Source organism: Paenibacillus sp. XP01, from assembly GCF_057364885.1.
This window is the reverse complement of sequence record NZ_CP139481.1, coordinates 5996936-6011521: the sequence shown is the minus strand read 5'-3', so window position 1 is coordinate 6011521 and position 14586 is coordinate 5996936. Positions and strand designations below refer to the sequence as shown.

The following is a 14586-nucleotide window of genomic DNA, read 5'->3' as shown; positions in this document are numbered from 1 at the left end:
AGTTGATATAAACCTACCCGTGTGAACGCGAATCAGCTACCCAAACCCTAACGAACATGAGGCGTCTTAATTATATGTTTTAGGGGCGCTAATACTTGTAACGAACCTGAGCGTCGCTATTTGGAGTATTGGGCCAGAGAAATACATTTAACTCCCAAATAACGTGTCTAAAGTTCGTTAGAAAATGAGCCTGCACGAGAAGCAGGGAATAAGGTGTCTCAGGTTCGTAACATATAGGTACGGTACCTTTCCTGGCCGTTGGCTACTTCCAGAACCTGTTGATCCACCATACTGTGCAGAATTCGGCGCGCATGCTGGTCGGTCACTCTCAAATGGGCAGCCAACTCAGCCGGCGTAAAGGGACGCAGCAAACGTCTGGCAAACCGCACGGTTTCTGCTTCGACCCAATTCAGCGCCAAGGGGCCGATAAACGCCAGCACCAGCTGTTGGCACCGTTTAGGTTCGTCCTTAATGGAGAGATACGCAATCGGTAGAAAGGTCCAACCATCTAGTGTGAGTAGACAATGCCTCTAGCATAAATCCTTGAAACGGCGAACGTCCAGATCGCGGGCATGAGGTCCATATCCCTGGATTTCGATGCCCCCTTTGACACCGTTACCGGGCAGGTAGGCCAAATCGAGATATCGATAACTGTTGTGAAAGTCGCGTACCTCCCCTTCAGGCTGCAAGTGTCTGAAGCTTCCAACAGCCGGAAACCAGACATTGCTAAAAACTCCAACGTGTCATGTTCCAGACCGTTTTCAATTCTTGTCCTCCTTCTCGGGTTGGTCTCTCCGGCCAACAACGATTGTAACCATTTCTCATAGGTTTCCTCAAAACCAATGGCCATTGAACTTGTTCAACTCCTTCATATCGTTTGGATCGTATGATGTTCTAATCCACTTTCATCTACCGTCTACGGTTGCGGCGTTCTGCACCATCGAGCGCTCGTGCCAATAAACATGAACGCAAAAAGCCGCTCCGACAATCACCTCACCCATGAAGGTAAGGATATATGTCAAAGCGGCGTGTGCTTCACGACCGGATTATATGATAGATCCAGTATAGCTGTAACAAAGCATATTGACAATAACATCGTCTCTCAGCAGAGTCCAATTGCGAATGCTTAATACGGGGGGAAGAAGCGAAGCAGTCGCTTAAAAGCTTACTGAAAGAAAGCTGCATCGGAAAGCATGGACTGTTCACCGAATATTCCGTTTGGAAAAGTACGGGGATAACACAGATAATTATCCGTGAACACCGGACTGTTTAACGTCTTCTTCAATCCGATCCGTCCCTTTTTTCCTCGCAAACGTCAATTTCAACAGCGGCGGCGTTACCAGAGTGGTCACAATCACCATAATGACGACGCTTGTGAAATACTGGCTGTCCAGCAGTCCGGAGGCAAGCCCCGTCGATGCGATAATCAGGGCAACCTCTCCCCTGGAAATCATGCCTGAACCGATGGCCAGCGCCGACTTCCGATCGAATCCGGTTAATAAGGCGCCTGCACCGCCCCCGAGCAGCTTCGTGACGATGGCGACGAGGCTGATGACGACGATCAGGCCGATTTGCGAACCTACACCTTCAAAAGTAACGTTAAGTCCAATGCTGACAAAGAATACGGGCACGAAGATACTGTAGGCAATGGGCTCGATTTTATGCTCTACCTCTTGTTTGAAGCCGGTTTGCGAGATGGCAATACCTGCCGCAAATGCACCGATAATTCCGGCAACGCCCATCCATTCGGCAAAGTAAGAAAAGCCGAAACAAATAATCAACCCTGCCGTAATGACGGTTTCGGTGACGCGCAGGGGCGCCATCCATTTCATGACGCGCGGGACAAGGAAGACGCTTGCGGCGATGACCACCACGAAAAACAAAAGCTTTTTGCCGATCAATAACGCGATGGATACCTCTTCGGCACCTGTCCCAGTCCCCAATAGGCTCATCATGACGGCAAGCAAAACAACAACAAGCACATCGTCCACCACGGCCGCACCGAGTATCGTCGTTCCTTCGCGAGAGCCGAGCTGATTCATATCCTTCAACGTTTGTACCGAAATGCTGACCGACGTGGCGCAGAAGAGCAAGCCGAAGAACAAGGCATGCGCTTGCGTCATGCCGAAAGCAAGAGCGGAGCCATAACCTCCGATGAACGGAAGGATCACGCCCCCCACCGCAACGGCAAACGCTGCTTTCCAGTTTTTCTTCAATTGTTCGAGGTCTGTTTCAAGACCGGCAATGAACATCAGCAGCAAAACGCCGATTTCGGCCATGTAATGAATGAAGTCGCTGTTCTCTACCCAGCCAAGCAATGCAGGTCCAAGAATCACGCCAACGATCAATTTTCCCAACACAGAGGGCTGGCCAAGACGCACCGATAAATCGCCGGCAAGTTTGGTGAATATTAAAATAAGGGCCAATACCAAAATGAATTCCATGAAATGCTCCTTCCTGCAGCGTTATTAAAATAACCTGTACCAAGGACATGCATTCATTGCGCGTTTCTCTCAAATAAAAAAAGCATGTAAAACGACGCTCAAGTGAGTGCCTCTACATGCCCTGAAAAAGACAAAGAGAAGCCCTTGGTGACAGGCTCCTCCAGTTCTAACGCTCATATGTGATTTATTCAATTATACCATATAACGATGCTAAAGGCAAAACGGCCAGTGCACCTTTGGATGGAATTCGCTAGAAAAGGGCAGATTAAATGCTGGATACCGCCTGGTTTGTTCGAAGTGTTGTCACTTAACAGTCGACAATTGGCAAGATATAATGACATAGAGCATAGATGTAGCATATGAGGAGGATTTTGCATTGGGCAAATATGATCAAGGGGACCCGAGCAAGAAGGCCAATACCCCGGCCCCGACAACGAACAAAAACTTTGCAGGCATCATTATCACGATTTCCATTCTTGCCAATGTCATTATTTTATTGCTGTTTTTTGCGCCGTCGATCGGTTACAAGGGTGACATCAACTTCGATATTACGGTGCTGCCGCGCTTCAATGCGGTGTTTAACAGTTTCACCTTCATTTTCTTGCTTGCGGCGCTGATCGCCATCATCAAGCGGAACGTGAAGCTGCACAAACGTTTTATTCTGGCCGCGTTTTCGACCACGTTATTATTCCTGGTGACGTATCTGAGCTTCCACTATCTCTCTCCAGAGACGTCCAAATATGGTGGAGAGGGTATCATTCGTTCCATTTATTTCTTCATTCTGATCACGCACAGCGTCCTTGCGGCCATTATCGTTCCGCTTGCACTCTTTACGCTGGTGTGGGGCTGGACGAACCAATTGCAGAAGCACCGCAAAATTGCCCGTTGGACGATGCCGATCTGGCTGTACGTCAGTTCCACGGGAGTCGTTGTTTACCTGATGATGGCACCTTACTATTGATGGAGCGATACACTGCCACACCAAAAGTTTAAGTCAATGAAAGATGAGGCTCGGAAGGAGGGAACGCGACGATGCACCGGATCGTTTTAATTCGTCATGGACAGAGCATGTGGAACGTCGAAAACCGGTTTACAGGCTGGACCGACGTGGATTTGACCGAGGATGGTTACGGTGAGGCCCGCAAGGCGGGAAGGATTTTGAAGCAGCAGGGCTTTGATTTCGATTGCGCGTATGCCTCTGTGTTGAAACGTTCCATCCGAACGCTGGATATCGCGCTGGACGAGATGGACCGGATGTGGATTCCGATCACCAAAACGTGGAAGCTCAACGAGCGTCATTATGGCGCTCTCCAAGGGCTCAACAAACAGGAAACCGCGCTCAAATACGGGGAAGATCAGGTTCGGGAATGGAGACGTTCCGTTCATGTTTCCCCGCCGCCCTTGGATGGTAACGATGAGCGTTATTTGCAGGATCAGGACAAATACTCCCGGCTGGGCTGCACCATTCCGCGTACCGAAAACCTGATGGACACGTCCAAGCGGGTACTGGACTATTGGGAAAATGAGATTAAACCGGCAGTGGCATCGGGCAAAAGAGTGCTGGTTTCCGCTCACGGCAATACGCTCCGCTCCTTGGTCATGCATCTGGATCAAATGTCGGAAGCGGACGTCATGGATTTGAACATTCCGACAGGCATTCCGCTCGTATATGAGCTTGATGATGATCTTCATCCGACAGGTCATTTCTACCTGACTGCGGACGGCTCCACTTATAAACACGAAGAAATGACCCATGCAGCCACGCCAACGGATTGATGGAAAACGAACACATAACCGCAGCTTGCCCGGCAATTCGTCGGACAGGCTGCTTTTTCGTTTCGAATGAAGCGATTTTTGCAATGAACAATGTTACAATGGATACCTGTAGAGCAACAAAGTATCCCGCTATATAAACCGCAATAAACATACATACGTTAACGGAGAGGCAGAACCAATCTGGAGAAGCGAAGCGGTCGCCTAAAAGCTTTCTGAAAGAAAGCTGCATCGGAAGCATAGGCTATCACCGGATTTTCCCCTTAGTAAGGGGATTCAAAAAAATCTGGGGATAACAGCGATCGGAAGATGGTACTGCACTCGCAGTGGCCTTGTGTAATTGATTAATGCAGGTTTCTATAGAAATCGAATGGGATCGAATGGTGCAAAATGAGGCAACGTATGGGAGGGAAGAACCATAATGAAGCAAAACCGATTGGGTTCATCAGAGCTGATGGTTGGAGAAATCGGCCTGGGCTGCATGTCGCTCGGAACCGAGATGGGGCCTGCGGTGGCTCTTATCCATGAAGCGTTGGATCGTGGGGTTAACCTGCTGGATACGGCGGATTTGTACGATGCCGGACGGAACGAAGAAATCGTGGGACAGGCCATCCAGGGCCGCCGCGATCGGGTTATCGTCGCTACCAAGGTAGGCAATCGGCGTCACCCCGGGAAAGAAGGTTGGGTTTGGGATCCGTCCAAGGCTTATATCAAGTCTGCGGTTCATGAGAGCTTGAAGCGTTTGAAGACGGATTATATCGATTTGTATCAACTGCACGGAGGAACCCTCGACGATCCAATCGAAGAGACGATCGAGGCGTTCGAGGAGTTGAAGCAGGAAGGCGTAATCCGTTATTACGGCATCTCCTCCATACGTCCCAACGTGATTCGGGAATATGTGCGCAGAGCATCCATTGCGAGCGTAATGAATCAGTACAGCGTGGCAGACCGCCGTGCCGAAGAAGAAGTATTGCCCCTGCTGAAGCAGAACGGGATCAGCGTGATTGCGCGCGGTCCGGTTGCCAGCGGCGTGCTTGCCGATTCTGGGGCAACCAAAGTGGAAAAAGGGTACTTGGACTACACGCCAGCAGAGCTGCTCGCCATTCGCGAAGGACTCGCCCGGTTTGTAAGCGAACAGCGGAGCATGGCCCAGACGGCCATACGGTATGCGCTGGCTCACCCGGCAGTTGCTGCAGTCGTGCCGGGTGCAAGTTCAAGGGAACAGCTGCTGCACAACATTGCGGCAGCGGATGCAGCACCGCTTACGTCGGCCGAAATCGAAGAGATTCAAGCGATTCGTCCGGCGAATCGGTACACGCAGCATCGATGATCAACGCAGGCCTGTTTTCAATTGTAACCAAAAGAGGTACAATGAGAAGGCAGCACCCTAAAATCAGAAAAACCAATCAAGGAGTGAAGAACCTATGGAACGTATTCAAAGCGAACAACAATATCAGGAATTGATTCAAGGAGACGGCCTGACCGTCATCAAATTCGACACGACCTGGTGCCCGGATTGCAAAAACCTCGACCGTTTTATCGGTGACGTCATCGATCAGCATGCAGACAAAACGTTCTATGCCATGGATGCGGAGAAATTCCAGCCGATCGCTGAAGAAAACGGCGTACGGGGCATCCCGAGCCTGCTGGTGTTCAAGGATGGACAAAAGCTTGCTCACCTTCACAGCAAATGGGCAAAAACCCCGGCACAAATTTCCGAGTATTTGGAGACACTGGAATCCAAAGTATAAATCATGCGACAACAAAAACCGCCTGAAAGTTACATTCAGGCGGTTTTTGTTTTTTTATTTTCCGACTCAAAAAGGCAGTTCTCGACAAGAAACGAGCTATGTTGAGATTTTGTTTAGTACGTATCTATATAATGAATAGAGTATAGACAGAATTGTGGAGTGGGAGAGACAATGATGAATAAAGTTTTTTTTCAAGAAATGCATCAGTTGAGCCATGAAGACGATCTGAGATACCGTTTGTTGATTCGAGGCATGAGGCAAATGTTGGAGGAGAGGAAGCGGAACCGCTTTAATCTGCTTCGAAGGTTGGAGTACCGCAAGTCGAGAAAGGAAGTTCAAGCCAAGAAGTGGTCGTAATTTGTCGTATACATATATTTGTAGCTATAGGAGAACAATGAAATAGCGGCCGCGTTCCGAAAGGAACGAAGGCCGCCATTTGCGTTACATCAAGATGAAGAAAAAGACTGCTGCAAGCACGAAGCGATACGCCGCGAATACGGAAAGGCTCAAACGCTTCAGAACGGAAAGGAACGTTTTGATGGCCAGCATGGCTACGATGAATGCGGCGATAAAACCAACGGCAAACACCGGGAAATCCGTCGTGGCCAAATGGTCCATACTCTTGTATAGATCATAACCTGTGGCACCGAACATAATCGGCACGGATACGAGAAAGGTGAATTCGGCTGCGGCGACCCGGCTTATTCCGGCGAACAAACCGCCCGAGATGGTCGATCCGGAGCGGGAAAAGCCCGGCCACAGGGCCAAAATTTGAAATAGGCCTACAACAAATGCCTGGGTATAGGTAATATCATCGACGTCATGCGTCGTAATTCGGCGGCTGCGTTTGCTCCAAAGCTCTGCCACGATCATCAGGATCCCGCCGATAACAAGGCTGTACAAGACCGTTTGCGGTCCAAACAGGTGAGCCTTGATCCAATCCCGGAAGACCAGACCGATCACCACCGCAGGAACCATTGCCAAGAAGATGTGGAGGAGATTCAAACGATTGCCATAACTTCGCTTGCCCCCGGTGAAGCGGAACATATCGATGAATTTGTTCCAATATAACACCACTACAGCAAGCACGGCCCCGAGTTGAACCACCACCTCAAACGTTTTGACTGACTCGTTGTCCTCCGATAAGCCCAACAGGTGGGCAGTCAGAATCATGTGTCCGGTCGAGGACACGGGCAAAAACTCAGTCAAACCTTCGATAATGCCCATAATAATCGATGATAAAATATCCAATGCTCTTCCTCCTTGAAATGCAGACGACGGCATAAAGCCTGTCCTGCTTGACAATGCCAGTCCAGAAATCGCATGCTGAACCAGACTAACATCTATTATGATCAGAAACGCCTCTAACTTCAACATATGCAGGAAATTATGAAATTAAAACCATATTGACAAAAACCCAGTTATCCAATAGGATATTACTATTGACTGACTGATCAATCGGGAGGATTTCAAATGTCCAAAGTCAACCCAATGGAACCGGGCGAAGAACGCCGCGACCAGATTATTCGAATTGCCACGGAGCGTTTTGCCGTACAGGGATACCAACAGACCAAAATATCGGATATTGTGCGCGAAGCCGGCGTCGCTCAAGGAACGTTCTATTGGCATTTCAAGAGCAAGGCAGCCATCGCAGAGGAGATCGTTCTGACCGGGCGGGAGAAACTGCTAGAGGCCATAGGCCAAGGATACCGCAAGGATGCGGGAAGCATCGAAGACATGGTGAAGGCGTCCGAACGTCTGTTCATCGATTTGTTTACGTTTGCCGCAGAAAATCGTTATTTCATGGAACTGCTCTTGCGCGGCATTGTGAGAGAAGAATCGGTCAGCCATCTTGTGGAAGATACACGTGGAGCGGTGGAAAAGGCATTTCGACACAATATGGAACGTGCGATTGAACTCGGCATGCTGCCAAAGACGATGAATGTTCCCGTCAGGGCGGCGCTGCTTGTAAGCATGATTGAAGGCATGATTACACGGTGGTTATTCGGCTCCGATGAACTGCACACAGATGTAGGGCACATTAGCCCGGAAGCTCTTGCTTCCGAGGCGGCAAGTTTTGAGTTCTACGGTTTGCTCGGTTCATAGCGGGACGTATGCTACGTTCCAAGGTTTACATGATTCAGCCGGGCAAGGGGAATAATGCTAATGTCCCGTCCCGTCACCTTTGATGGCCAAATGAACTTGGCCCAAGATCATTAACAACATGAATGAGAGGAAGTTAATCCCATGAATATTCGTACGAAATCCGATGGAATCAAACATCGCAAAGGCTGGACACTGACGACGACCCTGCTGCTGTTGACCGTGCTTGTACTTAGCGCATGTGGCAGCAAAACGTCCAACAGCGGAACCGGCAACGAGGCCAAAGCCGCCAATGAACTGGAGCAGATCAAATCGGCCGGTGTCATGAAGGTAGGCATGATGGGTACATACCCTCCGTACAACTTCTTGAACGATAAAAAGGAAATGGACGGTTTCGACGCGGATATCGCGCGCGAGGTAGCCAAACGCATCGGCGTTAAGGTCGAGTTTGTTTCCCAGGAATTCTCTGGACTGATCCCAAGCCTGCAATCCAAAAAGCTGGATGCCATCGTCAGCCAGATGACGATTACGGATGAACGCAAGAAAGCGCTGGATTTCAGCGATCCATACATCACGAACGAAGTTAAAATCATCGTGAAAAAGACGAACAACGACATCGCCAAGCTGGAGGATTTCAAAGGGAAAACGATCGGCGTCGGACTTGGCACCAACGATGAATCGTATCTGCGCAATGAAGTGCTGCCGAAAGTCGGAGACTTCACGATCAAAACCTACGATGACGTCATCACTTCCTTGAAGGATCTTGATGCAGGCCGAATCGATGCAACCATCAACAACATGTACGCCCTCAAACCGATCGTGGACGAGAACGGATTCCAGATCAAAGCGGTAGGGGAAGCGATTAAAAGCGATCAGGCCGGCATTGCGGTCCGCAAAAACAATCCGGAACTGGTAGCTGCAGTGAACGAAGCTCTGAAAGCCATGAAGGATGACGGCACGTACAAGACCATTTTCAAAAAATGGTTCGGGGAAGAGCCTGCGAAGTAAAAACATGCAGGACGAAGGGAAGTTTGATCCATGGAATTGGTATTTGAAAATATCCCCTTCTTTCTGAAGGGGGCGTATTACACGCTGTACGTCACGGTAATATCGATGTTCTTTGCCTTCTTTATCGGGATATTAGTAGCCATCGCCCGCTTGAAAGGTCCGGTGTGGCTCCGGCTGATCGCCCGCTTCTATGTATCCATCATGCGGGGAACCCCGCTGCTGGTGCAATTATTCGTCATATATTACGGGTTGGTGGATTACGGCGTCACGCTGGGATCACTTACGGCGGCTTGTCTTGCTATCAGTCTGAACGCAGGGGCCTTCCTGTCTGAAACGTTCCGGGGTGCCATTCAGGCTGTCCCTAAAGGGCAAAGCGAGGCGGCTTATGCTACCGGCATGTCGAGATCCCAAACGATGTGGAGGATCGTGTTTCCGCAGGCGGTCCGCATCGCGATCCCGCCGATGGGGAATACCTTCATCGGCATGCTGAAGGAAACGTCGCTCGTGGCCGCCATCGGCGTCACCGAATTGCTTCGCTCCGCGCAGCTGCTCGTATCGCAGTACTATGTGAACATGCCGTTCTATTTGGCGATCGGCGTAATTTATTGGATAATGAGCATCGGTTTCTCGGCCATCTTGGAACAGGTGGAGCGCCGGTTGGCCCGGGCTTACTGAATGGGGGAGTACCGGTGATTAACATAACGGGATTAAGCAAGCACTTTAATCAAAATGAAGTGCTCAAAAATATTAACATGCATGTCAATGCCAAAGACATCGTCGTGCTGCTGGGGCCGAGCGGCTCGGGCAAGAGCACATTGCTGCGCTGCATCAACGGCCTTGAACAGCCGACCGGCGGGCGGGTCGAAGTCAGCGGCATCGTTGTGGACAGCAAGGATGCGCCGAAAACCCAGCGCGCCCGCGTGCAGGATATCCGGCGCCGTACAGGCATGGTGTTTCAGCAATTCAATCTGTACCCGCATAAAACTGTGCTTGGCAACGTCATGGAAGGGCTCGTCACGGTGAAAAAAGTGAAACGCGACGAAGCGGCCGCCCGTGCGCGCATGCTGCTGGATCGGGTAGGCCTGCTTGAGAAGCAGGATGCCTATCCTTCGCGATTGTCCGGCGGGCAGCAGCAGCGCGTGGCGATTGCCCGGGCGCTGGCGATGGAGCCGGAAGTCATGCTGTTCGACGAACCGACCTCGGCGCTTGACCCCGAGCTTGTCGGCGAAGTGTTATCCGTCATGAAGGAGCTGGCGCAGGAAGGCATGACGATGCTTGTCGTGACTCATGAATTGAAGTTCGCCCGCAACGTCGCGAACAAAATCGTGTTCATGGCCGATGGCGTCATTGTGGAAGAAGCGAACCCAAAGGATTTCTTCGAACGTCCGCAGCAGGAGCGCACGCGCCGATTTTTACAACAGATGACGGAATTTTGAATTTATTATAATAGGGAAAGAAGGACAACAACATGAACGTAACAACGGTATGGAAAGGCAAACGCGCCTTCGTCTCGGAAGGACCTTCAGGTTACCCCGTAGGTTTGGATGCCACGGCTGCATACGGCGGCGACGGAAAAGGAGCCACCCCTATGGAATTGCTGCTTGCGGGCCTGGGCGGCTGCATGGGCATCGACATCACGATGATTCTGGATGCCTTCCTCGACAAAATTTCATCCATCGAGATCGAAGCACAAGGCACGCGCAGTGAAGGCATGCCCAAAGGGTTTACGTCGGTCGACCTGATTTTCCGCGTGGATGGAGATATTCCGGACTACCGGATTTGGAAAGCGATCCAAATGGCCGAAGAAAAATATTGCGCGGTCTCCGCGTCCCTCAGCGCGGACATTCATCCCATCCTCATTTTGAACGGCGTGGAAACGCCGCGCCCATAATGTATAGGGGCAATAAATAAATGCATAACGAGGTCGCCATGGCAGTGGCGGCCTCTTTGCTTTCAGGATATGGTATGATAGTTCAGAAGGGCAGGATTGCCGTGATCCTGTACCCTATTTGTAAGCGCTTAGACCAACGAAGAAGGTGCAGAATATGCTGAGAAGGCTGATACGGATCTCCAACAATCTCAAATTGAAGCATAAATTGCTTATATCGTACGTGCTTGTCGTGATGGTTCCCGTTTTAATTATCGGACTGGCGGTGACGGCCTATTTCCGGCAGCAGGCATTGAACAATGCCATCGAGCAGACGGTAAATAACGTGGAGAAAGTGAAGACCCAAACGACGACGCTGCTGCGCGTACCTACGGACATTTCCAACATTCTTATGTTTAACGAGGACCTGAAGGAAATCGTGAACAAACGTTATGAGAGCGTGGTCGAACTGACCAGCGCCTATCTGGCCTACAAGGATTTTCAGGAATACAAGCGCCTTTACCGCGAAGTGGCGGGCATTCGTTTCTATTCCACCAACCCGACGTTGATCAACAATCTGGAGTTTATTCCGGTGGATGAGCAGACCAGGGATAGTTATTGGTACAAAAAGGCGTTGACCTCCACCAGCATCGGCTGGTTTTACATTCCCGACAAGGGAGACAATCCGGTGCACAAGCTCAGCCTGGTTCGAAAAGTACCTTTTCCTGAATATCGTTCGCGAGGGGTGCTGATGATCGAAATCAATCAGGACGAGCTTAATGAGCTGTTACGGCAGGAGCCTTTCGAAACGTTGATTACGGATGAGCAGGGATATGTCATCGCAGCCAAAAATACGAATTGGGTCGGCAAAACGCTCAATGAGCTCGATTTCGGCGTCGATTTGCAGAACCAGGCGAAGGGAACGCTGGAAGCCGACTTTCGGGGTGAACCGTCCAATATCGTCATTGACGAGCTCCGGCCGGGTTCGAGCATAAACAGCCTCAAGATCATTTCGGTTTTCGAAACGAAGGACATTGTGAAAGATGCGAATATGATCAGCATGATCGGCCTTATTTTCATTATCCTTGTGCTTATGATTGCCCTGTTATTGGTATACATTATTTCGTTTCTGACTTCGAATCGGCTTTTGCGGCTGAGCAAACAATTAAACAAGCTTGCGCTGGGCGATTTGAATGTGACCTCGCGCATCGACGGCAATGACGAAATCGGACAGCTGTCCCGCCAGTTCAACTACATGGTGAAGAGCATCAACGAACTGATGGTTCAGGTCGTGGAGACCACGGAGCAGAACAACCAATTGGAAATTGCCCAAAAAGAGATTAAACTTAAAATGATGGCAAGCCAGATCAATCCGCACTTTTTATTCAACGCGCTGGAGTCGATTCGCATGAAAGCGCATATTCAAGGCGAAGCGGAGATTGCCAATATCGTTCGGCTGTTGGGCAAGCTGATGCGGAAAAGCCTAGAGATCGGAAGCGGCAAAACAACCCTTCAGGCCGAGCTTGAAATGGTGCGCTCTTACCTGGAGATTCAGAAATTCAGGTACGTTGACCGCCTGGCGTTCCGGATTCACGTCGATGCGGGCTTGGAAAAGATGTACATTCCGCCATTGATCATTCAGCCTTTGGTTGAAAACGCCATCGTGCATGGCCTGGAAAATAAGGAAGGCACGGTTCATGTCGAAGTAGACATTCGCCCGGTACGGGGCATGGTTCAGGTCCGCGTACGCGATGATGGTGCCGGAATCACGGAAGAACGGTTGGCTGAGGTGATGCAATTCGTCAGCGGGCCGGAGGAACAGGAGAAGAGCAGAATCGGTTTGAGGAACGTGCATCAGCGGCTGACGCTGACCTATGGTGAGGAGCATGGATTACAGATTTCAAGCGAGTATGGGGAAGGGACCGAAATTACGTTTACCTTGCCTGCAGGAGGGGACGAGCATGTATAGAGTGTTTTTGGTGGATGACGAACCGAGCATACGCGAAGGACTCACCACCATTATCGATTGGGAACAATACGGGTTTGAAATTGCGGGCACGGCTGGCAGCGGGAGGGAAGCCATCTCGCTTTTTCCGGAGCTCCGCCCCGATCTGACGATCATCGACATCCGCATGCCCGGCATGACCGGACTAGACGTCATTGAAGAGATCCGCAAGCAGTATCCCGAATCGCATTTCTTGATCCTGAGCGGTTATGCGGATTTCGATTATGCCAAGAAAGCAATCAGCTTCGGCGTAGACGGTTACCTGCTTAAACCGGTTGACGAGGAAGAGATGATTGCTGAATTGCAGCGTATTGCAGGGATGTTTGAACGTGAGCGCGAAGCGTTGACCCGGCATGTCGGCGAAGATACGGCGTACCGTGAACATCAAATCGAAGCATTGCTGTTCGATCATCTCGAGGGCCGCGGGGAAGCGGACACGCTCGGGCTGCGGTGGCCGATGTACCAGATCGTGCTGTTCGAATTGCATGCGGCTCCGGACGTGCAGCGGAGCAATGCAGTGAAACGGAAACTGGTGGATGCCTTTGACCACAAGGACAGGGGGATCGTTTTTTCCTTCCATTCCGGATTGGGATTGCTGTGCAGGGAACCGCTGACGACCGAGGAAGCGGCCAAGGGGCTGTACGAAGAATGGAGCCAACTGCTTGGAGAGTGGGAGATCCGCATGTATGCGGCCGCCGGCCAACCCGTGCATTCCGTCCATGACATGGCGTTGTCCTACGAGCAAGCCAATGCGGTGCTGAACGACCGTTTTCTGTTTGCGGAGAAAAGGGTGATGCTGTGGAGCGACGAGTTGAAACGGGGCACGTCTTTGCCTGCGGAAGAAATGAGCGCGCCCGACGAGTCTGAGCTGGCAGACAAGCTCTACTACGCGCTCGACATTCGCAGCAGCGAATCGGTTATGCGCGTATTGTCGGAGATGGAGGAGCGCATCGTTCCCTATCACCGGTCAGAACAGGCCATCAAAACGGCGTTCTCGCAAATTTTTTCCCTTGCCCTGAACAAGCTTGCTGCAGCGAACGAGCATATGCAGCCGATTATGCAGGAGCATTCCATGTTGATTACGGAAGTATACCATCAGCAAACCTTGTCCGATCTGAAAATCATGGCGGAAGGCCATCTTACCGGATTGATCGGGCGTATGGGCGGCGGCAGCAAAGATACGGTGCTGAAGCAGATGATTGATTTCATCCGGCGTAATCCCGGAGAGAATCTCAAGCTGGAAGTGTTAGCCGAAGTATTTAATTATAACAGCAGCTATTTGGGTAAATTGTTCAAAAACCACACGGGAGAGTATTTCAATGCGTTTTTGGACAAGGTGCGGATGGAAAAGGCGAAGGAATTGCTCGACGAAGGGCTGAAGGTTCATCAGGTGGCGGCCAGAGTCGGTTATGCCAATGTGGACTATTTCCACGGAAAATTCAAAAAATACGTGGGTGAGTCACCTTCGGCCTATAAACAGGCACGTTCGCAATCCAAAGGTCAATCCGGGGAGTCCGGAGGAGAATAATCTGTTGTCGAATTCTCCGGACGATCCACCTTCGTCTTCATAAAATAAAACGTTTTCGGTTATCTTGGTCATGATCTATATAAACATGAAAACCGCCAGCCATAAAA

Annotated in this window: 14 protein-coding genes and 1 pseudogene; 12 read left to right on the top strand and 3 right to left on the bottom strand. The window is 50.5% G+C overall.

Translation table 11 applies throughout. From position 1 onward, the window contains the following. Nucleotides 1-218 precede the first annotated feature (218 nt). A pseudogene (locus SNR34_RS27120) lies at nucleotides 219-850 on the bottom strand (transcriptional regulator). 397 nt (nucleotides 851-1247) lie between these two features. Then, nucleotides 1248-2444 (bottom strand): cation:proton antiporter, encoded by a 1197-nt coding sequence (locus SNR34_RS27115; protein WP_486180595.1) that lies wholly within the window; start codon nucleotides 2442-2444, stop codon nucleotides 1248-1250. A 376-nt stretch (nucleotides 2445-2820) separates the two neighbouring features. On the opposite strand from SNR34_RS27115, the gene SNR34_RS27110 reads away from it, so the two are divergent. The 5 genes from SNR34_RS27110 to SNR34_RS27090 all read left to right on the top strand — a co-directional run bounded on the left by SNR34_RS27110 (nucleotide 2821) and on the right by SNR34_RS27090 (nucleotide 6325). Continuing rightward, the gene (locus SNR34_RS27110; RefSeq protein WP_236420490.1) at nucleotides 2821-3405 is read left to right on the top strand and encodes a DUF420 domain-containing protein; all 585 of its coding nucleotides are present in this window, start codon (nucleotides 2821-2823) and stop codon (nucleotides 3403-3405) included. A 71-nt stretch (nucleotides 3406-3476) separates the two neighbouring features. Then, nucleotides 3477-4220: a 2,3-diphosphoglycerate-dependent phosphoglycerate mutase gene (gene gpmA / locus SNR34_RS27105; RefSeq protein ID WP_236420491.1), complete on the top strand. Its 744-nt coding sequence runs from the start codon at nucleotides 3477-3479 to the stop codon at nucleotides 4218-4220. Nucleotides 4221-4638: 418 nt separating this feature from the next. Continuing rightward, complete coding sequence (locus SNR34_RS27100; RefSeq protein ID WP_236420492.1) at nucleotides 4639-5547, top strand: aldo/keto reductase; 909 nt, start codon at nucleotides 4639-4641, stop codon at nucleotides 5545-5547. Between the two features lie 94 nt (nucleotides 5548-5641). After that, nucleotides 5642-5968 carry a thioredoxin family protein gene (locus SNR34_RS27095; RefSeq protein WP_236420493.1) on the top strand — a complete coding sequence of 109 codons (327 nt, stop codon included), beginning with the start codon at nucleotides 5642-5644 and terminating at the stop codon, nucleotides 5966-5968. Nucleotides 5969-6142: 174 nt separating this feature from the next. Further along, nucleotides 6143-6325, top strand: a complete 183-nt coding sequence (locus SNR34_RS27090) for a hypothetical protein (protein WP_339274704.1) — start codon at nucleotides 6143-6145, stop codon at nucleotides 6323-6325. Nucleotides 6326-6409: 84 nt separating this feature from the next. On the opposite strand, the gene bacA is transcribed toward SNR34_RS27090, so the two are convergent. Then, nucleotides 6410-7252 carry an undecaprenyl-diphosphate phosphatase gene (gene bacA / locus SNR34_RS27085; protein WP_236420495.1) on the bottom strand — a complete coding sequence of 281 codons (843 nt, stop codon included), beginning with the start codon at nucleotides 7250-7252 and terminating at the stop codon, nucleotides 6410-6412. Nucleotides 7253-7441: 189 nt separating this feature from the next. Between bacA and SNR34_RS27080 the strand changes: the two genes are divergently transcribed. The 7 genes from SNR34_RS27080 (at nucleotide 7442) to SNR34_RS27050 (ending at nucleotide 14479) form a co-directional block, all read left to right on the top strand. Continuing rightward, complete coding sequence (locus SNR34_RS27080) at nucleotides 7442-8074, top strand: TetR/AcrR family transcriptional regulator (RefSeq protein WP_236420496.1); 633 nt, start codon at nucleotides 7442-7444, stop codon at nucleotides 8072-8074. Between the two features lie 168 nt (nucleotides 8075-8242). Further along, complete coding sequence (locus SNR34_RS27075; RefSeq protein ID WP_236420585.1) at nucleotides 8243-9079, top strand: substrate-binding periplasmic protein; 837 nt, start codon at nucleotides 8243-8245, stop codon at nucleotides 9077-9079. 30 nt (nucleotides 9080-9109) lie between these two features. Then, nucleotides 9110-9754 carry an amino acid ABC transporter permease gene (locus tag SNR34_RS27070; protein WP_236420497.1) on the top strand — a complete coding sequence of 215 codons (645 nt, stop codon included), beginning with the start codon at nucleotides 9110-9112 and terminating at the stop codon, nucleotides 9752-9754. A 14-nt stretch (nucleotides 9755-9768) separates the two neighbouring features. Beyond that, nucleotides 9769-10515, top strand: coding sequence for an amino acid ABC transporter ATP-binding protein (locus SNR34_RS27065; protein ID WP_486180594.1), 747 nt, complete (start codon nucleotides 9769-9771; stop codon nucleotides 10513-10515). Between the two features lie 32 nt (nucleotides 10516-10547). After that, nucleotides 10548-10970: an OsmC family protein gene (locus tag SNR34_RS27060; RefSeq protein WP_486180593.1), complete on the top strand. Its 423-nt coding sequence runs from the start codon at nucleotides 10548-10550 to the stop codon at nucleotides 10968-10970. Nucleotides 10971-11124: 154 nt separating this feature from the next. Continuing rightward, nucleotides 11125-12915 carry a sensor histidine kinase gene (locus tag SNR34_RS27055; RefSeq protein WP_486180592.1) on the top strand — a complete coding sequence of 597 codons (1791 nt, stop codon included), beginning with the start codon at nucleotides 11125-11127 and terminating at the stop codon, nucleotides 12913-12915. Then, nucleotides 12908-14479, top strand: a complete 1572-nt coding sequence (locus tag SNR34_RS27050; protein WP_486180591.1) for a response regulator transcription factor — start codon at nucleotides 12908-12910, stop codon at nucleotides 14477-14479. The genes SNR34_RS27055 and SNR34_RS27050 overlap by 8 nt, the downstream gene beginning before the upstream one ends. Nucleotides 14480-14586: the final 107 nt, after the last annotated feature.

Excerpts from the sequence above, each read along its gene's own strand:
- SNR34_RS27115 (WP_486180595.1), bottom strand. The coding sequence starts at position 2,444 with ATGGAATTCATTTTGGTATTGGCCCTTATTTTAATATTCACCAAACTT.
- gpmA (WP_236420491.1), top strand. The coding sequence starts at position 3,477 with ATGCACCGGATCGTTTTAATTCGTCATGGACAGAGCATGTGGAACGTC.
- SNR34_RS27100 (WP_236420492.1), top strand. The coding sequence starts at position 4,639 with ATGAAGCAAAACCGATTGGGTTCATCAGAGCTGATGGTTGGAGAAATC.
- SNR34_RS27095 (WP_236420493.1), top strand. The coding sequence starts at position 5,642 with ATGGAACGTATTCAAAGCGAACAACAATATCAGGAATTGATTCAAGGA.
- SNR34_RS27090 (WP_339274704.1), top strand. The coding sequence starts at position 6,143 with ATGAATAAAGTTTTTTTTCAAGAAATGCATCAGTTGAGCCATGAAGAC.
- bacA (WP_236420495.1), bottom strand. The coding sequence starts at position 7,252 with ATGCCGTCGTCTGCATTTCAAGGAGGAAGAGCATTGGATATTTTATCA.
- SNR34_RS27080 (WP_236420496.1), top strand. The coding sequence starts at position 7,442 with ATGTCCAAAGTCAACCCAATGGAACCGGGCGAAGAACGCCGCGACCAG.
- SNR34_RS27070 (WP_236420497.1), top strand. The coding sequence starts at position 9,110 with ATGGAATTGGTATTTGAAAATATCCCCTTCTTTCTGAAGGGGGCGTAT.
- SNR34_RS27060 (WP_486180593.1), top strand. The coding sequence starts at position 10,548 with ATGAACGTAACAACGGTATGGAAAGGCAAACGCGCCTTCGTCTCGGAA.
- SNR34_RS27055 (WP_486180592.1), top strand. The coding sequence starts at position 11,125 with ATGCTGAGAAGGCTGATACGGATCTCCAACAATCTCAAATTGAAGCAT.
- SNR34_RS27050 (WP_486180591.1), top strand. The coding sequence starts at position 12,908 with ATGTATAGAGTGTTTTTGGTGGATGACGAACCGAGCATACGCGAAGGA.